Genomic DNA, 18,233 nt, shown 5'->3' with positions numbered 1-18,233 from the left:
GAGGACCTGAAGATCGCCGGCGGTCCCAGCGACCGCCGATCCAGGTGGCGCCTCGCCCCTCAGCGAGGCGCCACCTGGATCCGTCTGCGATGACACCACCTGCGACGACGACAACCACGCCCGGGATTGGCTAATCTCGAAGCGGAACAGTTGGAGGTGGCCACGATGATCTACGTTCTGGCAGCGATCGGTGCGCTCACCATCGCCGTGCTGATGTGGAAGGCCTTCGGCCCCCAGGCGACCGGGGAGGCCCGACGCCCCCGGCAGGCGCCGATCGCACCGGACGACGATCCCGATTTCCTGCGCCGGATCAGCGAGCAGCAGCGCAAGCAGCGCCGCGGCGAAGACGACTGAGCACGGCGTCGGGGCGGGCGGCGCCCACCCCGACCGGCCGTCAGCCCCGATTGCGGCCGGAAGCCTGCGGGAAGTCGTCGGCCACGATCGCCGCCAGCTCCAGCAGCGCCATCCGGGTGGGCATCTCGAGCTGGTCCAGCTCCACCTCCGCACCCTCTTCCAGGTGCGGATCGAACGGAATCTTCGAAACCGCGCGGCAGCGCGACCCGAAGTGCGCGGCCAGCTTGTCCACGTCGACCTTGCCGGACCCCGGGCGAACCGAGTTGATCACGGCGACGGACCGGGCCACCAGATCGCCGTACCCGTGCGCGTCCAGCCAGTCCAATGTGGCCGAGGCGCTGCGCGCCCCGTCGATCGAGCTGGACGACACGATGACCAGCGAGTCGGCCATGTCCAGCACGCCCTTCATCGCGGAGTGCATCAGGCCGGTGCCGCAGTCGGTCAGCACCACGTTGTAGAAGTGCTCCAGCAGCGTGACGGTGCGCCGGTAGTCGTCCTCGCTGAACGCCTCGGAAACGGCTGGATCCTGTTCGCTGGCGAGGATTTCCAGCCTGCTCGGCCCCTGCGAGGTGTACGAGCGGACGTCGCTGTACTTGCGGATCCGGTGCGCATCCCGGAGCAGGTGCCGCACGGTCGCGGTGGTCTCCAGCGGGATCTTCTGGCTCAGCGTGCCGCGGTCCGGGTTCGCGTCGACGGCGATCACCCGGTCGCCGCGCAGCGAGGAGAAGGTGGAGCCGAGCGTGGCGGTGGTGGTGGTCTTGCCCACGCCGCCCTTGAGGCTCAGCATCGCGATCTTGTAGCAGCCCTGCAGCGGCTGGTTGATCCGGGCGATCAGCTCGCGCCGCCGCCGGTCGGCCGGGCCCTCGCCGAAGTTCACGGTCTTGCCGCTGGCCAGGTAGACGGCCTTGCGCCAACCCGACTGGGGTGACCGTTTGGTCGGCCGGAGCAGCTGAGCGGACGAGAGGTCCTGGCCGAACGGCTGATCCCCGCCGCCCGCGGGCTGGGCAGCCTGGGGGTATGACGAATACGACTGCTGCGGGCCAGGTTGCGGCCCGCCCTGCTGGTTCTGCTGCGGGTACGGCCCGGACGGTCCACCGGACACCGGCTGGTACGGCCCGGACGGTCCTCCGGACACCGGCGGGTACGGCCCAGACGGTCCTCCGGAAACTGGCGGGTACGGCCCGGATGCTCCTCCGGACACTGGCGGGTACGGCCCAGACGCTCCACCGGACACCGGCGGATACGGCCCGGACGCTCCACCCGAAACCGGCGGGAAGGGTCCGGAAGGTCCGCCGGAAACCGGGTAGGGACCCGACTGCCCTCCTGGCACCTGGTGCGGGCCCGAGACGTTCGGCTGGTGGTGCGGGCCGGAAACCGTCGGGTCGCCGTACTGCGGGCCCGCCGGGAACTGCGGGCCGGACTGGCTCGGGTCGGCGTACTGCGGCTGCGCTGCGGCGCCGCCCGGCGCACCGCCCGGGTAGTACGGCTGCGGGGCGTCGCCGGCCGAGTACTGGCGGGGTTGCTCGGCCTGCGACGGATCGACGTACGACGGCGTCGGGTGTTCGGCGGGATTCGGTTGTCCCGGCGAGGTCTCCGGGTCGGCGTACTGCCCCTCCGTCGCCGCTCCGTTCCCGCTGCCCGTGGATTGCGGCTCGGCGATCGCACCGTCGGCCTGCGTCGCGGCGGTGCCCGTCTCGCGCCGCGCTTCGGGCTCTTCGTACTGTCCGGTCACCGTTGCCGTCCCTCCAACAATCGAGTCGCGCCCTGCCGGACCGAATCGAGATCTCCCCGTCTCCGCAAGGCACGGTAGTCCCAGATATACCCACAAGTCACCGGGGGTGGCCGGTCGGCTCCGCAAACGACCACCGCCCGCCGAACCTGGCTTGTGCAGGTGGCGGGCGGTGTTCCGGGAATTGCGGTCGCAGCGGCCGGTTTTCGTGTTCGCCCCGGTCGGGGCGGATCACCGGCTCACAGTCCAGCGTACGAGTGAAGCCCCGCGACGACGATGTTGATGAAGAACAGGTTGAAGATCATGACGGCCAGACCCAGGATGTTGATCCACGCCGACCGGACGCCCCGCCAACCGGCCGTGGCACGGGCGTGCAGGTACGCGGCGTAGACGACCCACGCGATGAACGAGCAGGTCTCCTTCGGGTCCCAGCCCCAGAACCGGCCCCAGGCGGCCTCGGCCCAGATCGCGCCCGCGACGATCGCGAACGTCCAGACCGGGAAGATGATCACCGTGGCGCGGTAGGCCATCCGGTCCAGCGCCTGGCTGGTCGGCAGCCGGGGGCCGAACTTGGCCAGCTTCAGCGGGTTGTTCTCGTACCGGGACCGCAGCAGGTAGAGGACGCTGGCCACACCGGCGAAGAGCAGCACGCCGCTGGAGACGATCGCCGCCGCGACGTGAATCACGATCCAGTACGACTGCAGCGACGGCTGCAACGGCGCGGCCTGGGCGTAGAGCACGGTGCCGGACAGGAACAGCAGCAGGATGACCGGCAGCATCAAGAAACCGCCGAGCCCGCGCAGCTGCGTCGGGGTGGCTTCGCGCCGCTCCGCGCGCATCTGCCGGAACAGCACGATGACCCAGGCGACCACCGCCGCCAGGCAGATCGCCGAGCCGAACTCGTACATGTTGCCCCACGGCACCCGGCCGGTGGCGAAACCGCGAAGCAGGAGGGAGGCCGCGTGGACCAACGCGCCGAGCACGGTCATGGCGACGGCCATGCCGCCGAGCCGCTCGCTCAGCGGGCGCTTCGCCGGGGTCTCCACGTGCCCGATCGTCGGCGTCGCGGTGGTCCCGCCACCGGCGTTGACCAGGGCCGGCTCCTTCTTTCGGGCGCCCGCCCCGGTCCTGCCGTAGGCGAACTCCGCGAAGTACAGCAGCATCGCGGCGATGTAGACGACCACGGATGTGGCGTACGCCATGTCGCTGTAGGTCGACAACGTCTGATTGACCGGCATCAGCTCTTCCTTTCGCGCGCGGGCCCAGCGACCGCGCGTGACTCCGGCGAGTGGTCGACGCCCGTGCCGAGGAGCTCGGCGGCCAGCCTGGTGAACTCCTCGCCATAACCGGCCTGGTCGGTGCGGGCGAGTCCGCCGACTTCGACAACGGTACGCGCGGAACCGGGTTCATCCGGTTCCGGGTTCGGCACGACGCGGACCCACACGCGGCGGCGCTTGATGGTCAGCGAGGTGCCGATGCCGAAGATGATCGCGATGGCGAAGCCGAGCACCCACGGCTGGAACGGGTCGTGCGAGACCTGCAGGTTGGCCCAGCGCTTGACCGCGTCGAAGCGGACCTTGGTGCCGTCGTCGAGGGTGATCTCCTCGCCGAGGCGCAGGTTCTCGCGGGCGACCCGCTCGAGCCTGCCCTGATCCACCATGGACTGGTCGACGCCGAAGATCGACTGGCCGCGGCCGGAGTCGAGGCCGAGGTCGCCGCGCAGCACGTCCACGGCGACGGTCGGGTCCAGCAGCTCCGGGAAGCCGGAGCTCAGCACCTTGCCGTCGAAGGTGGCGGTGGGCGCGAACAGGCCGGTGATCGCGAGCTGCTTCTGGCGTCGCTGCACGTCGTCCTGCACGCCCGGCGGGTCGAACTTGGTGGCGCCCTGCGAGAGCATCGTCTGCACGGAAACCGGCTGCCACTGGATGATCCCGGTGCGCTGCTGGCCGTCGGGGAACGTCACCGTGAACTGCGGGGCGTATCCGTTGCCGGTCAGGTAGACGCGGTCGCCTGCGATGCGCAGCGGGTGGTTGACCTGCAGCAGGTACGGCTGCCAGGTGTTGGTGTCGAGGTCTTCATCGACCTGGTACTGCATGTCCACGCGGAAGCTCTCGACCTGCCCGGACGGGAGGTACTGCACGTCGAAGTCGTTGACGCGCACGCAGAACGGGTTGAGCTGGGTGCCGTCGACGGTGAGCCCGGCGCGGAAGGAGTCGTAGTTGTAGGTGCCGGCGTTGCAGAACTCGGAGCCGTTGGCCACGACGATGACCTGGCCTTCGTAGCCGTACAGCTTGCCGCCCGCGACGCTGATGAGCATGCCCACCAGGGCGAAGTGGAAGACGAGGTTGCCGATCTCGCGCAGGAAGCCGCGCTCGGCGCTGATGGACCGCCCGCCGTCGGCCTCCTCGCGCTCGACCGTGCGCCAGCGGCGCAGCCGCTTGCGGGCGGAGGTCATGACCTCGTCGACTGAGGCGTCGAGGGTGGCCTTCTCGTAGTGCGGCATCCGGGCGAGGTTGCGCGGCGTCCGGACTGGCTTGCTGCGCCACTGCTTGTAGTACTCCCAGCAGCGCGGCAGCAGGCAGCCGATCAGCGAGATGAACAGCAGCACGTAGATGGAGGCGAACCAGACGGAGCTGAACACCTCGAACGCGCCGAGCTTGTCCAGGATCGGCGCCAGCGTCGGGTAATCGCCGAAGTAGCGGTCCACTTCGGACTGGTTGAGCGAGCGCTGCGGGATCAGCGCGCCGGGCAACGCGGCGAGCGCGAGCAGGAACAGCAGCACCAGCGCGGTGCGCATCGAGGTCAGCCCGCGCCACGTGTTGCGCAGGAACGCCAGGGTGCTCTTGAGGAATACGGGCATCAGATCAGCGTTTCGAAACCGGCGATCGGCTCACGCAGCACTGCGATCAGCTCTCCCCACAAACCGGTGACGAGCAGGAGGCCCACCACGATCAGCAACACACCACCCGCGATCTGGATGGCCCGGGCCTGGCGGCGCAACCACCCGGTGCTCCGGATCGCCCACCGGGCACCCAGCGCGAGCAGCACGAACGGCGTCCCCAGGCCCAAGCAGTACGCGGCGACCAGCAGGACCCCGCGGACCGCGGTGCCGGTGGTCGCGTCGGTGGCGATGGCGATGGAGGTCACGCCCGCCAGCGTCGGCCCGAGGCACGGGGTCCAGCCCAGGCCGAACACGGCGCCCAGCAGCGGCGCGCCCCAGATCCCGGCCCTGGGCACCCGGTGGATGCGCAGGTCGCGCTGGAGCGCGGGCACCAACCCGACGAACACGAGGCCCATCGCGATCGTGACCACGCCGCCGATCCGCTGCAGCAGCAATTCGTTCGCCAGCAGCGCGTCGGACAGCCCGAGCAGCAACAACGTCCCGGACGCGAACACCACGGTGAACCCGGCCACGAAGAGCAGGGCCGCTCCGGCGACCCGCCAACGCCCGCGGCGGCTCTGTTCGGCTTCCGCGACGTTCACCGGCGGGGCGTCGGCGCCGACGACACCGGCCAGGTAGGCCAGGTATCCGGGCACCAGCGGCACCACGCAGGGCGAGGCGAAGCTGATCGCCCCGGCGAGCGCTGCGATCGCCGCCGCGAACAGCAGCGGTCCGGTCGCGGCGAGCTCGGTGGGGTTCACACCTCGAGGGTAGGAAAGTCAAGAGGGCGATCTACCACCGGGCTCGGTGAACCGGCCCACATCTTTCCTGGTGAACGCATTGCGCAGGCACAACACGGGCTCACCAGGGCCTAAAGTCCCGCGTTTTCAGGACCATCACCGGCCCCCTTCCGGACCGCTGTGAGGCGAGCATCACCACCAGGCGCTTCAGGCGCTCGGCCCGCTGTTTTCGCGCGAAGGCGGCGGGCACACCGCCGGCACCCCTGAGCGGAACGCGGCTCAGCGCGGTTCGGCGGCGACCTTCTGCACCTCGGGGAGCAGTTCGCTCTCCAGCATTTCGGTCAGGAAGACCGCCGCGACCCGGTGCTGCCGGTCGAGCACGATCGTGGCCGGCACGGTGCTGCGCGGGAACTGCCGCAGCGCCAGCAGCGTGCGGCCCGCCGGATCGAAGATCGACGGGTACGTGAGGCGCCGGTCGCGGTGGAAGTCCGCGGCGGCCGACTGGCTGTCCCGCACGTTGATGCCGAGCACCTGGACGCCCTGGGCGGCGGTCTTGTCCTGCACCGCCTGCAGGTCGTCGGCCTCCGACCGGCACGGCCCGCACCACGAGCCCCAGATGTTCAGGACCACGACCTGGTCCTTGAAGTCGTCCAGCCCGATCTGCTTGCCCGGCTCCAGGAGGCTGTCACCGGACATCCCGCTGACCCGGCCGCGCTGCTCCGGCGGGTAGAAGATGCGGGTCTGCCCACCGGGCGAGACGAAGGTGAACTCACCGCCGCCGCCCTGCGACACCGCGTCGTCGCCCTGCGTCGCACAGCCTGCGACCAGCGCTAACGCCGCCGCGACCAGCCCGAACCGCACCAACAGTCGTTTCATGCCCCTGTCACCTTCGGATCGGTCTCACCGGCCGGTTCGACGTAGGCGATCCGCACCAGTTCCTCGCCGCGGAACACCAGGCTGGTCAGCGACGCCAGCGAGCACTGCCGCCGCCGCGGGTCGTGCCACATCGGCTTGCCCTCGAGGAACCGACGCAGCGTCCAGATCGGCAGCTGGTGCGAAACGCACACCGCCTCGTGGCCGGCCGCCGCCGACCGGGCCCGGTGCGCTGCGCCCAGCATGCGGTGCGCGATCTCGAGGTAGGGCTCGCCCCACGACGGCCGCAGCGGGTTCCAGAGCTTCGGCCAGTGCTTCGGCGACCGCAGCGCACCGTCGCCGACCGAGACCTTCAGGCCTTCGAAGCGGTTGTCGGCTTCGACGAGCCGGGCGTCGGTCGCCACGTCGAGCTGGAACGTCGTGCCGATCGGCATGGCCGTCTGCTGCGCGCGCTGCAGCGGCGAAGCGACGACGTGGGCGACGTCGCGCCCGGCCAGGAACTCCGCGACGACCTTCGCCTGCTGCTCTCCCCGGTCCGACAGTCGGTACCCCGGCAGCCGCCCGTAGAGGACGCCATCGGGGTTGTGCACCTCACCGTGGCGCAGGAAGTGCACCACCGTCTTCTCGCCGGTCATGCTTCCGCCCCCGGGTCGGTGGCCGCGGCTGCGGCGCGGGCCGCGTGCGGCAGCGCTTCGGCGATCGCTTCGAATGCCGCTTCGTCCATCGCCGCGTTGACGAACCAGGATTCGAACGCGCTCGGCGGCGCGTAGACGCCGCGCCTGAGCAGTTCGTGGAAGAACGGCGGGAACCGCCAGACCTGCTGGGCCTGCGCCTGCTCGTAGTTGTGCACCGGCGTCTCGCTGAAGAAGACGCTGACCATGTTCGCCGCGAAGGCGACCTGGTGCGGCACGCCCTCGGCGGTCAGCGCAGCGCCGAACAGGTCGCCGAGCCGCTTGCTGTTGCGGTCCAGCGCCGCATAGACCTCGGCGTCGGCGGCGCGCAGGTTGGCCAGCCCGGCAGCGACGGCGACGGGGTTCCCGGACAGCGTGCCCGCCTGGTAGACCGGCCCGGACGGGGCGAGGCGGGCCATGATCTCGGCGCGACCGCCGAAGGCGGCCGCGGGCAGCCCGCCGGACATCACCTTGCCGAACGTGTAGAGATCGCCGGCGACGCCGTCGACGCCGAACCAGCCGGCCGCGGAGACCCGGAAACCGGTCATGACCTCGTCCATGATCAGCAGCGCCCCGGCGGCGCTGGTGATCTCCCGCAGCCCGGCGTTGAAACCGGGCAGCGGCGCGACCGCGCCCATGTTGCCCGCCGCGGCCTCGGTGATCACGCAAGCGATCTCGTCACCCTGCTCGGCGAAGACCTGCCGGACGGCGTCGAGGTCGTTGTAGGGCAGCACGATGGTGTCCGCCGCCTGCGCACCGGTGACGCCCGGCGAGGTCGGCAGCCCCAGCGTGGCGACCCCGGAGCCGGCGCTGGCCAGCAGCGCGTCGACGTGGCCGTGGTAGCAGCCGGCGAACTTGACGATCTTCTGGCGGCCGGTGAACCCGCGGGCCAGCCGCACGGCGCTCATCGTCGCCTCGGTGCCCGAGTTGACCAGCCGGACCTGCTCAACCGGCTCGACGCGGTCGATGATCTCCTGCGCGAGGTCGATCTCACCGGCGCCCGGGGTGCCGAAGGAAAGGCCGTGCGAAGCGGCTTCCTGCACGGCACGGACCACGTCGGGATGCGCGTGGCCGTTGATCATCGGGCCCCAGGAGGACACCAGGTCCACGTACCGGTTGCCGTCGGCGTCCCACAGGTAGGCGCCTTCGCCGCGGACCATGAAGCGGGGTGTGCCGCCGACCGAGTGGAACGCCCGGACCGGCGAGTTGACGCCGCCCGGGGTCACCGCGAGGGCACGCTCGAACAGCTGCCGCGACCGCGGAGCCGGATCGTCGTTCGAGTTCGATGCGGGGTTCGCAGAAGCTGTCACGTCACCAGTCTGACAGGCGCGGCGAAGTGACCGGTCACACCCCGTTCGACTCCCGGCGGCGGGCCCGCAACGCCAGCACCAGCTGGCGGATCGCGTCGACCAGCAACAGCCCGGCCAGGGTCGCGGCGCCGACCGCGGCGGCCAGCCAGCTCCCGATCGACCTGGTGACGACGTCGACGGCGCCCTCCGGACCCGGCAGGTAGATCGTCACCGTCCCCTGCCGCCACGACCACCAGGCTGCGAACGCCAGCCCCACCGCCGCGACCAGCTCGATCCCGGCCACGGCGGCCCGCCAGGGCTGGTTCAGCCCGGCCGAGCCGGTCGGCGCATCGGCGTGCTCGACGTCGTCGTCGCTGAGTCGCGGCCCGGAGGCGGGCCACGGTTCGGGAGTCGTCACGCGAAGAAGCGTCTCATGACCGACCGTGCACGCCGCAAACCAGCGGCCAACCGGCGACGCGCGGTCATTTCTCCACGAGCCGGGCGAGCGCCGACGACAACGCTTCGGGGTTCTTCGCCCAGGCCAGGACCACCTCGTCGGGTTCGAGCCGGAGCGGGACCTCGCCGGTTCCCTTCGGGACCGTCCAGCTCCCGCCGAGCACCCGCGCCCCCACCGGCGCGCCCACGTCGGTGACCGCCGCGATGCGGCCGACCTCGAGTTCTTCCCGTCCCAGCACCAGCTGCGCGGGCGTCAGCCGCACCGAGACGAGCCGCCGGCGGCCGTACACCCAGATCGCGGCGGCCACCGCGAGCCCGCCGCCGACCAGCCCCCAGAGCGGCGCGTTCACCGGGCCCGGCGTCAACGCTTCGACACCGAGTCCGAGCAGCGCGAACGCCGGTCCCCACAGCACCGGCCACCAGCTGCTGCCGCGCTCCGAGTACAGCACCGGTTCAGTCATGCTCACCCGTCAGCCAGTCCGTGCTCGGGCGCCGCCACATGAGCACCGCAGCGGCCGCGCCGAGGATCAGCACGATCACGTTCACGCTGAACACCGCCCCGGTGCCCAACAGCATCAGCAGGTGCACGACCGCGAACCCGGACAGCACGCCGCGAGCCCACGCGCGCCGCCGGAACATCAACGCCCCCAGCACCAGGTAGGCCGCCACCAGCACCACCGCGATTCCGATGTTCACCAGGAGCAGCTGCTGCGCGCGGTCGGCCGCGTCCGCAGGCGTGGCCTGGTCCTGCGTGATCAACCGCCCCGCCAGGTCGCCGCGCCCGACCCACATCAGCGCCGACTGCAACGCCAGGACGAGCGCCACCACCCACCACAGGACGATGGCGAGGCGCAGTGGTCGCGGCGAATCCATCAGAACCGGCTCGCCGCCTTGAAGTACCAGTTCGACGGCTTCAGGTAGACCAGCGCGGTGAACACGAGCATCCCCACCAGGCCCAGCCCGGTCTGGCTGTAGGACAACGCGAAGAACGAGCCGGGCAGCTGCCGCTGGTCCAGGTCGCCGGTCATCGTCATGCTGCCGCCCTGGATCAGGCTGATGACGCCGACCAGCATCCAGATGCCGGCGAGGACCGTGAGCGTGATCCGCGCCCAGTTCTTCCCGGCCCGCATCTTGAAGCCGAAGAGGATCCACAGCCCGGTCAGGATCAGGTAGATGATCGTGAGGACCACGAAGAAGAACAGCAGGAAGCCGTTGGCGATGGACGCGAGCTGCCGGTCGATGTCCGAGTCACCGGTGGTCCCGGCGATGGAGTCGTTCACGAAGCCCTGCAGCATCAGGTAGCTCAGCACGGAGAGGACCGTGGCGACCAGCGGCACGACGACCGCGATCCAGAACGCGATCTCGACGGTGATCGGCCGCTGGAACGCTGCCAGCTCCTGCGCCGGCACCGGCGGCGCCGCGAACGGATTCGACTGCGGATACTGCGAAAACCCGCCCTGCGGGTACTGCTGCGGAAAACCGCCGGAGGGAGTCCCGCCGTGCGGGTACCCACCTTGTTGCCAAGGATTTTGCGGTGGAGTCACGCGGCAAACAGTATGAACAGGGCAGACCCGCTGTCCACTTGGTTGGTCAAACTCACCTGCCCGCCACCAGCTTGATGTAGTCGTTCGACGGCTTCAGGAACACCAGGAGCGTGAACAGCACCGGCGTGAAGAACGCCAGGAACATCTGGAACATGCCGATGATCGCGACGGCCGAGATCATCGGCAACCCGTAATCGGTGAGGTTGTACGTGAAAGTGATGATCGAGTAGAGGTCGTAGAGCAGCCAGAGCGCGGCGAGCACGACCAGCGCGATCCGCGCCCAACCGCGCCCGCGGCGCAGCTGCAGCGAGAACACGATCCAGAAAGCGGCGCACACCACCGCGGCGAGGGTGAAGCCGCCCTCGAAGAGCATGAAGGACCAGGAGCTCCACACGTACTTGCCGAACTCGACGAGCAAGACCACCAAGGTCAAAACGCTCAGCATCGCGGACAGCGGTGGCACCACCAAGCCGAGGATGCTCGCGAACTTCAAGGTGCCGGGCGCGGGCGGCTTCGCTCCGGGCGCCGGCTGCTGCGGGTGCCCGAACTGGGCCTGCTGCGGGTGGCCGAATTGGGCCCGCTGCGGATAGCCCGGCTGCGGCTGGAACTGCTGCGGGTTGGGCCCCTGCGGCGGCCAAGGGTTCTGCGGCGACGTCACCCGCCGACCGTATTACAGGTGATCAGCCGGGCGGGCCGACTTCGGGGACATCCGGGCACCGGACGGCCACGCCCAAGACCAGGGCGGGGCCGTCCACGTCGCCCGCCGGACTCACCTGCCCTGCACGGCCTTGAAGTAGTCGTTCGACGGCTTCAGGAAGACCAGCACGAGGAACAGCACCGTCGTCACCATCACGAGGAACATCTGGACCATGCCGATGATCACGGTCGGCTGGCTGATGGCCTCCCCGAAGTCGCCGCCGACCGCCAGGAAGAACGAGGCGATCGAGTACACGTCGTAGAGCAGCCAGAGCACGGCCAGGACCACCAGCGCGATCCGCGCCCACCCGCGCCCGCGGCGCATCACCAGCGAGAAGACGATCCAGAGGATGGCGCACACCACCGCGGCGACGGTGAAGAAGGCGTTGACCGCCAGGACCGACCAGGTGCTCTCCAGGTAGTCGCTGAGCATGACGAGCAGGACCACGAAGCTGATCATGCTCAGCACCGCGGACAGCGGCGGCACCACCAGGCCGAGGATGCTCGCGAAGTTCACGGTGCCGGGCAGGCGCGGCTTCCCGCCGGGCATATGCTGCGGATGGCCCACGGGTACCTGCGGATAGCCCGCGTGCTGCGGGTTCGGGTTCTGCTGCCAGGGGTTCTGCGGCGACGTCACCCGAAAACACTAATACAGCGGACCATCCCGACGTATCGGAAACGTGCTCAGCGGTGCCGGCCGTGCTGGAAGTACTGGTTCGACGGCGCGAGGTACGCGAAGACCATGGTCGCCGCCACGGCCAGCAGCTGCAGCAGGGACAGCAGCGAGGCCACGATGCCGCCGCCGGCCACCGACGGGATCGTTAGCAGGATCCACACCGCGCCGATCACCGTGATGACGATCCGCGCCCAGTTCCGCCCGCGGCGCATGAAGAACAGAAACATGATCCACAACGCCGCGATGACCACCACGATCACGACCACCATCACCAGCACCGCGTTGTAGATGCTGCGCGCCTGGTCCATCGTGATCGGCTGGCCCTGCGCGGCGGTCTCCTCCAGCACCGCCCGCAACTCGGCGTCGGACACCAGCAGGAACGACGCCGCCAGGATCGCGAAGCCCACCACCACGCTGGCGATCCCCGCCCAGAAGGCGTAGTCGATCGTGGTCGGCCGCCACGGCCCGGACAGCTCGTGGCCGGGCTCCTGCGGGTCGCGCTCTGGTTCCTGCGGCGGTGTCACCTGCTCCAGGTTAGGAATCGCGGAGCCCACCGTCCAGGCATTATGACCAACCGTTACCCGGCCGCCCCGTTGCGTTACCGGGCCGGCGGCTGCGCACCGCGTAGAAGAACCGGTTCACCTCCGGGCGGTACATGAACACGATCGCGGCGATCTGGACGACCATCACGACCAGCGAGAACGCGACGTCCGCGCCGGTGATCCCGACGCCGGTGAGCTCGCGGATCAGCGCCCCGCCGACCAGCGAGACGGTGAGCACCGTGATCAGCGCGTTGAAGATCCCGAAGCCGCCGAAGACGGTGAGCACGACGCGCGCCCAGTTGCGGCCTTCCAGCATCCGCCGGGACAGCATCAGGTACACCAGCAGGATCAGCGCCTTGAGCAGGAACGTGAACATGATCCCGCTGTTGGCCGCGGCCTCCAGGTCCTGCGTGGTCATGGTCGGCTGGATGTGGCGCAGTTCGGCGATCAGCTTGGGCCGGTCGAGGAGCTGGACGAACGCCTGCACGACGCCGAGCAGCACCGACCCGATCCACAGCCACTTCGCCGTCTGCAGCGCCTGCGGCGCCGACGGCGGCTCCGGCTCGGGTACCGGTCGGCCGAACGCGTCCACCTGCTGCCCCAGGTCCGTCATGCCCGCGCGTCCCGCAACCAGCGCGCGGCTTCGACCGCCCAGTAGGTCAGGACGATGTCGGCGCCGGCCCGCCGGATCGAGGTCAGGGTTTCCAGCACGGTGCGCTGCCGGTCCAGCCAGCCGTTGGCGGCCGCGGCCTCGATCATCGAGTACTCGCCGGACACCTGGTAGGCGGCCACCGGCACGTCGGCCACGCCGGCGATGTCGCGCAGCACGTCCAGGTAGGACATCGCAGGCTTGACCATCACCATGTCGGCGCCCTCGGCGAGGTCCAGGTCGGCCTCGCGCAGCGCCTCCCGGCCGTTGGCCGGGTCCTGCTGGTAGGTCTTGCGGTCGCCCTGGAGCTGCGAGTCCACCGCTTCGCGGAACGGGCCGAAGAAGGCGGAGGCGTACTTCGCCGAGTAGGCCAGGATCGAGGTGTCGCCGAAGCCGGTCGCGTCGAGCGAGTCGCGGATCACGCCGACCTGGCCGTCCATCATCCCGCTCGGGCCCACCACGTGCGCCCCGGACTGGGCCTGGACCACGGCCATCTCGCCGTAGATCTGCAGCGTGCGGTCGTTGTCGACGTTGCCGTCCTCGTCCAGGACGCCGCAGTGCCCGTGGTCGGTGAACTCGTCCAGGCACAGGTCGGCCATCAGCACGGTGTCGTCGCCGAGCTCGGAGTGCAGGTCGCGCAGCGCGACGTTGAGGATGCCGTCCGGGTCGACCGCGCCGGAGCCCTCGGCGTCGTGCGTGGTCGGCACGCCGAAGAGCATCAGCCCGCCGACACCGGCGTTGACGGCGTCGACCGCGGCCTTGCGCAGCGAGTCACGGCTGTGCTGCACGACGCCGGGCATCGACGCGATCGGCACCGGTTCGGTCGCGCCCTCGCGAACGAACATCGGAAGCACCAGGTGGCGGGGCTCCACGGAGGTCTCGGAAACCAGTCGGCGCAGCGCAGGGTTGCGACGCAGTCGGCGCGGACGGTGCGAGGGGTACATGACAGCGGCTCCCCAAACAGGCTCGACGGGGTGACACCACGAGCGTAGCGATCCGACAGAACGGACGAGCCGAGGGCTCGGCCCTGGCCCCGCGACCCTCGTGAGCGTTCAAGCCGGTAAGAACCGGAACCAACGCTCACGAGGTCGAACCGCCCAGTCTTGAGCGCGTCGAGGAAACCGCGCGCCGACCGGCAATTCCGCGTCAAAGCCCGGTTGCTCGCGCCTGGTGATTGCTAGCTTCCACACATCTGTTCGACCAGCTGCACAGGAGCAGGGACTTGACCGCTCGGCCGTCTCGCCTGGTCGCGATACTCGCGGCTCCCGGCGACATCTCCTTCCACGACGCGACAGATCTGCGGCTGCTCGCCGCGATGACCGAGGAGGACCGCGCCCAACTGCGGGCGGTCGCCCGGTCCGGCACGGGCTGGGATCGGACGTTCGCCGCCGTGGCTCTCGCTCGCCTTCGGGACGAGGCCGCCGGCGATCTGCTCGCCGGCCTGGTGGCCGACCCCGATTGCTGGGATGACACCGCGGTCGCCCTCCGGATCGGCGCGGACGAGTCCGGGGCGGCGGCGCTCGCCGAGCACGAAGATCTGCTCACCCCGTGGCTGCTGGAAATGCTGGGCTCCGACGACGAGGCGCTGCACCGCAGCGCCTCCGCCACGCTCGGCATCCTCCGCATCGCGGCGGCCGGACCACGACTGCTGCGACTGGCGGAGTCGGCGATCGACGAACTGCCGGGCAGCGAGGAACGCACTTCGACCGCTTGGGTCCTCCTGAACGCCGCCGCCGAAACCTGGCCCAGCCGCGAGGTGGCCGACCAGGTGCGCCGGTGGCTGGACCTGCCGATCGACCACGCGCAGTGGCCTGCGGATGCGCTGACGACGATAGCCGCGAGAGCCGAGCCGGGAGCTTACGAATGGGCTCTGGAACGGTGCGCGGACCGGCTCATGAACGGATACACCCGGTACACAGTGGACGCTTTGGTCGGCCGTGGCCGGGAAAGCCTGCCGCTGCTGGAGGAAGTAGCGCTGGAATCGCCGCACCCGGAAGCGGCGGCCAGGGCCCTGCAGGCCATCGCGGTGCTGGACCCCGCTCTCGCCGAACGCCACGCTCGGGAGCAGTGGCAGCGGTTCCCGGAAGACGCGATCGAGGTGCTCAGCGAGCGCTACCGCGGAACGGCCGATCCCGAAATCGCCGAGCTGGTGGTGCGGATCGTCAGGAAGGCGGCGCGGCGATCCCCGTGGGAGTTCTGCGATGCACTGGTCCGGATCGGCGGGCCCATCGCGATGGCGGCCGCCACCCGGGCCGTCGAGAAGCTCGCCGAACGCGACCGGTACGACGAGGATTTGCCCCGCCTCCGGAGCCTGGTCACGAACGCCGCGTCGGCCCGCGACCTCGCGGCAGAGCTGACCGGTCTCGGCCTGGTGCCGGAGTGGGCGGCGGAGGCCGCGGACGAGCTGGCCCCCGGTCCGGTGTCCCCGTACGACCTGCTGCTGGCGGTGTTCGAGCGGGCGGGCCGTTCGGTCGAATTCGAGGTGGATTCCGGGTTCTACCCGCCGGGCTACGCCGACCTCCTGGCCGAGTTCGTCGACGCCTCCGGCGGCGCCGTCGAGGTCTCGGACGCCGAGCTGGTCGTGCTCGATGCCGACGGCGACACCGCCGAGATCGACGACATCGAGGAAGAGGAGATCGAGGGGTTCCGCTTCTCCTTCACCCACCGCGGTTCGTCGCACTCCTGGGAGACCGAGGACAACGGCGACTACCTCGACATCGAGGTGACCGCGGGGATGGCCCACGCCCTGCGCCCGGCCGATCCGAGCGACCCGCGCCGGTTCGTCGAGGTCGGGAACGAATCGACCACATACCTCTTCGCCGACCCCGAGAAGCTGGCCGAGTTCTGCAAGCGCAACGGCATCGACGAGGCCTTCAGGGGCGAGTGACCATGCTCTGCTCGTAGCGACCGATCGAGAGGTGCGGCCGGAGATCGCACGGCTCGTCGGCGAAGGCCCGGGTGATCTCAGGCGCCTTCCACAGCGACGGCGACTGGCTGAGCACCTTGCCGCGTGTCCACGCCGGTGTCGACGACGGCGACGGTCACGCCCGCGCCGTTCGCGTGCTGCCACGCCTGGTCCGGGCGGAGCCTGGGCTGCACCCACGGGATGTCATGGATGTCCACTGTGGCCGATGCACGGCAGCAGCTCTGATTCGCCGTCAGGGTCTGGATGATCGGCGCAGCTCGGGCGCGGCGAACGCAGCGGGTGCCGCGAGCGCCGACACCGCGCAGAACACCGCCGTCCGCTTGGCACGAGATCGAACGCTCCCGAAGCCATGCGCTGCCGCGAGCATTCGGCAGGTCCCGGAACCCGGCCCCGGCGGGAAAACCCCGCACCAACGGGGCGCGGGTAACGACGCGCTCACGAGTTCGTGAGGGAACTCCCGGAAATTCGCCAATCGGCTTACCGTCCCGGCCGCAGTTGATGTTGAGTCCGCAATGGGACCAATGTGAACAAGAGCCCGCGCGGGTCGGAAGCGGCGGGGCACTGCGGTGGAGTCGGCGACGGGAAAGCGGCGAGGCCGCTTCCGCGCACCCCCGCGATCGGCACCGCCGCGGGTTCGCGGCGCCCACCCCTCCGGGGTCGAGGCGGCCGCTGAGATCCCGCTACCCAAGCCGATCTGCGCGCTCTCCAGGATTCGGAGGATTGCCGTGTTACGAGTACTGCGGCCCAAGGTGATCGCCGGGGTCGTCGCCGCTGCCGCCGCCGTCGGGGTGGGCGTGGCGATGTCCCTGCCCGCTGGTGCGGTGGCCAACGCCCGGGACGCCGCGGACGGCACCTTCCCGTTCGCCGTGAAGTTCCTGATGACCGACATCCCCAAGCCCGACGGCAGCAAGTACGACAGCGCCTGCTCGGGCGCGCTGATCGATCCGCAGTGGGTGATCACCGCCGGGCACTGCTTCCACGACGTCGACCGCAAGCCGGTCAGCGGCCCCACCCCGTACCCGACGACCGCGATCGTGGGGCGCACCGACGACGCCGCCGAGGACGAGGGCCACGAGGTGGAGGTGGTGGAGGTCCGGCAGTCGCCGGTGAACGACGTCGCGGTCGTCCGGCTCGCCGAGCCGATCGACGACGTGCGGCCCCTGGCCCTGCGCTCGACGCCGCCCCGTCCCGGGGAAACCCTGGTGCTGGCCGGCTGGGGCCAGGAGTCCGCCGACGCGACCGAGCCCGCCACCCACCTGCAGCTCGGCAAGGTCCAGGTGCACGACGTGCAGGACGCCATCACGACCGTCACCGGCAGCTGGCCGAGCCCCGACACCAGCGCCTGCCCCACCGACTCCGGGGCGCCCTACTTCGAGAACCGCGGCGCCGGTGCGGACGCGCTGGTGTCGGTCGAGAGTGGCGGGCCGGACTGCCCGCACGCCCAGCCGGAGACCACGTCCAGAGTGGACGTCATCGCCGACTGGATCCAGGAGCAGATCGACTAGCGCCGCGCCCAGCGGGGCCCCGCCAGCATGAGCGCAGGGGCGACGATTTCGCGGGGAATGTGCGTTCACCCGCGTGCTGGTCGATTTCCCGCGAAGTTGTCGCTACCTGGGCAAACATGCCGTGGTGATCACTGGGCAGTGATGGTTGTCGTCACCCCGGGATGGGTCAATTTCCCCACCGCGCGGTGCTGCTGTCGGTCTCGGACCTGGGCCCCGCGGGTGGGCGTGTTCACCGCGTCCGTCGGCAGCGCCTACCTGGCGCGGCTGCTGCTCGGGGCCAGCCACCGGGCCCGCTCGTAACCCCCACCGGTCCGCAATTTCAATGGAAATCAGAGGTCGGATTTCCATTGAAATTGCGGAAGTTGTCCACAGGCGTCGGTGTGTCGCGGGGCGACGCGCCGGCGGTCCGCAACTTCCATTGAAATTGCGGAGGTCGTCCACCGGCGCCGGCTTGAGGCCGAGGGCGAGCGCGCTTTCTAGGGTGGGCTCGCTCAACGTCACCTCGCCGGGTGATCTCGGCGCCGAACCGCTGCCCCGGACGTCTGCCGGTCGGCGTTTCCGCTGACGACGAGTCGTGAGTGGTTTGGAGCGCTGTAGCAGACCAAAACACTCACGACAGTGATGATGTTCGTGGTGACGCTGCTGGCGGGTCTGACCCGACTCACGACTGACGTCTCGACTGTCCTGTTTGGGATTTGTCGG

Annotated in this window: 20 protein-coding genes; 3 read left to right on the top strand and 17 right to left on the bottom strand. The window is 70.0% G+C overall.

Going from position 1 to position 18,233, the window contains the following annotated elements; translation table 11 throughout:
- Nucleotides 1–165: 165 nt before the first annotated feature.
- Nucleotides 166–354, top strand: coding sequence for a hypothetical protein (locus tag AC07FN_RS39725; RefSeq protein WP_452613412.1), 189 nt, complete (start codon nt 166–168; stop codon nt 352–354).
- Nucleotides 355–394: 40 nt separating this feature from the next.
- Here AC07FN_RS39725 and AC07FN_RS39720 read toward each other — a convergent pair whose 3' ends face one another.
- From AC07FN_RS39720 to hemB, 16 genes are all read right to left on the bottom strand, one after another.
- On the bottom strand, nt 395–2,086 hold the full coding sequence (locus AC07FN_RS39720) for a MinD/ParA family ATP-binding protein (RefSeq protein ID WP_478400302.1): 1,692 nt from the start codon (nt 2,084–2,086) through the stop codon (nt 395–397).
- 236 nt (nt 2,087–2,322) lie between these two features.
- The gene (gene ccsB, locus AC07FN_RS39715; RefSeq protein WP_478400301.1) at nt 2,323–3,321 is read right to left on the bottom strand and encodes a c-type cytochrome biogenesis protein CcsB; all 999 of its coding nucleotides are present in this window, start codon (nt 3,319–3,321) and stop codon (nt 2,323–2,325) included.
- Nucleotides 3,321–4,943 (bottom strand): cytochrome c biogenesis protein ResB, encoded by a 1,623-nt coding sequence (gene resB / locus AC07FN_RS39710; protein WP_478400300.1) that lies wholly within the window; start codon nt 4,941–4,943, stop codon nt 3,321–3,323. Before resB ends, ccsB begins: the two co-directional genes overlap by 1 nt.
- The gene (locus AC07FN_RS39705) at nt 4,943–5,725 is read right to left on the bottom strand and encodes a cytochrome c biogenesis CcdA family protein (protein WP_478400299.1); all 783 of its coding nucleotides are present in this window, start codon (nt 5,723–5,725) and stop codon (nt 4,943–4,945) included. The genes resB and AC07FN_RS39705 overlap by 1 nt, the downstream gene beginning before the upstream one ends.
- Nucleotides 5,726–5,983: 258 nt before the next feature.
- On the bottom strand, nt 5,984–6,580 hold the full coding sequence (locus AC07FN_RS39700) for a TlpA disulfide reductase family protein (protein WP_478400298.1): 597 nt from the start codon (nt 6,578–6,580) through the stop codon (nt 5,984–5,986).
- Entirely contained in the window at nt 6,577–7,212 is a 636-nt protein-coding gene (locus tag AC07FN_RS39695) for a histidine phosphatase family protein (RefSeq protein ID WP_478400297.1), read from the bottom strand. The genes AC07FN_RS39700 and AC07FN_RS39695 overlap by 4 nt, the downstream gene beginning before the upstream one ends.
- Nucleotides 7,209–8,558, bottom strand: a complete 1,350-nt coding sequence (gene hemL, locus AC07FN_RS39690; RefSeq protein WP_478400296.1) for a glutamate-1-semialdehyde 2,1-aminomutase — start codon at nt 8,556–8,558, stop codon at nt 7,209–7,211. Before hemL ends, AC07FN_RS39695 begins: the two co-directional genes overlap by 4 nt.
- 34 nt (nt 8,559–8,592) lie before the next feature.
- Entirely contained in the window at nt 8,593–8,955 is a 363-nt protein-coding gene (locus tag AC07FN_RS39685) for a hypothetical protein (RefSeq protein WP_478400295.1), read from the bottom strand.
- 64 nt (nt 8,956–9,019) lie between these two features.
- Nucleotides 9,020–9,454 (bottom strand): hypothetical protein, encoded by a 435-nt coding sequence (locus AC07FN_RS39680; protein WP_452613405.1) that lies wholly within the window; start codon nt 9,452–9,454, stop codon nt 9,020–9,022.
- Complete coding sequence (locus AC07FN_RS39675; RefSeq protein WP_478400294.1) at nt 9,447–9,866, bottom strand: hypothetical protein; 420 nt, start codon at nt 9,864–9,866, stop codon at nt 9,447–9,449. The genes AC07FN_RS39680 and AC07FN_RS39675 overlap by 8 nt, the downstream gene beginning before the upstream one ends.
- The gene (locus tag AC07FN_RS39670; protein ID WP_478400293.1) at nt 9,866–10,537 is read right to left on the bottom strand and encodes a hypothetical protein; all 672 of its coding nucleotides are present in this window, start codon (nt 10,535–10,537) and stop codon (nt 9,866–9,868) included. The genes AC07FN_RS39675 and AC07FN_RS39670 overlap by 1 nt, the downstream gene beginning before the upstream one ends.
- Before the next feature lie 52 nt (nt 10,538–10,589).
- Complete coding sequence (locus tag AC07FN_RS39665; RefSeq protein WP_478400292.1) at nt 10,590–11,195, bottom strand: hypothetical protein; 606 nt, start codon at nt 11,193–11,195, stop codon at nt 10,590–10,592.
- 111 nt (nt 11,196–11,306) lie between these two features.
- A complete protein-coding gene (locus tag AC07FN_RS39660) occupies nt 11,307–11,870 on the bottom strand; it encodes a hypothetical protein (RefSeq protein WP_478400291.1) in 564 nt (187 codons plus the stop codon).
- Nucleotides 11,871–11,917: 47 nt separating this feature from the next.
- The gene (locus tag AC07FN_RS39655; RefSeq protein ID WP_478400290.1) at nt 11,918–12,433 is read right to left on the bottom strand and encodes a hypothetical protein; all 516 of its coding nucleotides are present in this window, start codon (nt 12,431–12,433) and stop codon (nt 11,918–11,920) included.
- Nucleotides 12,434–12,473: 40 nt separating this feature from the next.
- Nucleotides 12,474–13,064 (bottom strand): hypothetical protein, encoded by a 591-nt coding sequence (locus AC07FN_RS39650; RefSeq protein WP_478400289.1) that lies wholly within the window; start codon nt 13,062–13,064, stop codon nt 12,474–12,476.
- Nucleotides 13,061–14,044, bottom strand: coding sequence for a porphobilinogen synthase (hemB, locus tag AC07FN_RS39645; protein ID WP_478400288.1), 984 nt, complete (start codon nt 14,042–14,044; stop codon nt 13,061–13,063). The genes AC07FN_RS39650 and hemB overlap by 4 nt, the downstream gene beginning before the upstream one ends.
- Before the next feature lie 278 nt (nt 14,045–14,322).
- Here hemB and AC07FN_RS39640 point away from each other — a divergent pair, with 278 nt between their 5' ends.
- Nucleotides 14,323–15,987, top strand: a complete 1,665-nt coding sequence (locus AC07FN_RS39640) for a hypothetical protein (RefSeq protein WP_478400287.1) — start codon at nt 14,323–14,325, stop codon at nt 15,985–15,987.
- Nucleotides 15,988–16,064: 77 nt separating this feature from the next.
- Here AC07FN_RS39640 and AC07FN_RS39635 read toward each other — a convergent pair whose 3' ends face one another.
- Nucleotides 16,065–16,223: a hypothetical protein gene (locus AC07FN_RS39635; RefSeq protein ID WP_478400286.1), complete on the bottom strand. Its 159-nt coding sequence runs from the start codon at nt 16,221–16,223 to the stop codon at nt 16,065–16,067.
- A 603-nt stretch (nt 16,224–16,826) separates the two neighbouring features.
- Between AC07FN_RS39635 and AC07FN_RS39630 the strand changes: the two genes are divergently transcribed.
- On the top strand, nt 16,827–17,531 hold the full coding sequence (locus tag AC07FN_RS39630; RefSeq protein ID WP_478400320.1) for a S1 family peptidase: 705 nt from the start codon (nt 16,827–16,829) through the stop codon (nt 17,529–17,531).
- Nucleotides 17,532–18,233 lie beyond the last annotated feature (702 nt).

Source organism: Saccharopolyspora sp. NPDC045941 (assembly GCF_056431445.1).
The sequence above is the reverse complement of the archived record's forward strand: the minus strand, read 5'-3'. Positions and strand labels throughout refer to the sequence as shown.

Coding starts and splice junctions, on each gene's coding strand:
- AC07FN_RS39725 (WP_452613412.1), top strand. CDS start 166: ATGATCTACGTTCTGGCAGCGATCGGTGCGCTCACCATCGCCGTGCTG.
- ccsB (WP_478400301.1), bottom strand. CDS start 3,321: ATGCCGGTCAATCAGACGTTGTCGACCTACAGCGACATGGCGTACGCC.
- resB (WP_478400300.1), bottom strand. CDS start 4,943: ATGCCCGTATTCCTCAAGAGCACCCTGGCGTTCCTGCGCAACACGTGG.
- AC07FN_RS39700 (WP_478400298.1), bottom strand. CDS start 6,580: ATGAAACGACTGTTGGTGCGGTTCGGGCTGGTCGCGGCGGCGTTAGCG.
- AC07FN_RS39695 (WP_478400297.1), bottom strand. CDS start 7,212: ATGACCGGCGAGAAGACGGTGGTGCACTTCCTGCGCCACGGTGAGGTG.
- AC07FN_RS39680 (WP_452613405.1), bottom strand. CDS start 9,454: ATGACTGAACCGGTGCTGTACTCGGAGCGCGGCAGCAGCTGGTGGCCG.
- AC07FN_RS39675 (WP_478400294.1), bottom strand. CDS start 9,866: ATGGATTCGCCGCGACCACTGCGCCTCGCCATCGTCCTGTGGTGGGTG.
- AC07FN_RS39650 (WP_478400289.1), bottom strand. CDS start 13,064: ATGACGGACCTGGGGCAGCAGGTGGACGCGTTCGGCCGACCGGTACCC.
- hemB (WP_478400288.1), bottom strand. CDS start 14,044: ATGTACCCCTCGCACCGTCCGCGCCGACTGCGTCGCAACCCTGCGCTG.
- AC07FN_RS39630 (WP_478400320.1), top strand. CDS start 16,827: ATGTCCCTGCCCGCTGGTGCGGTGGCCAACGCCCGGGACGCCGCGGAC.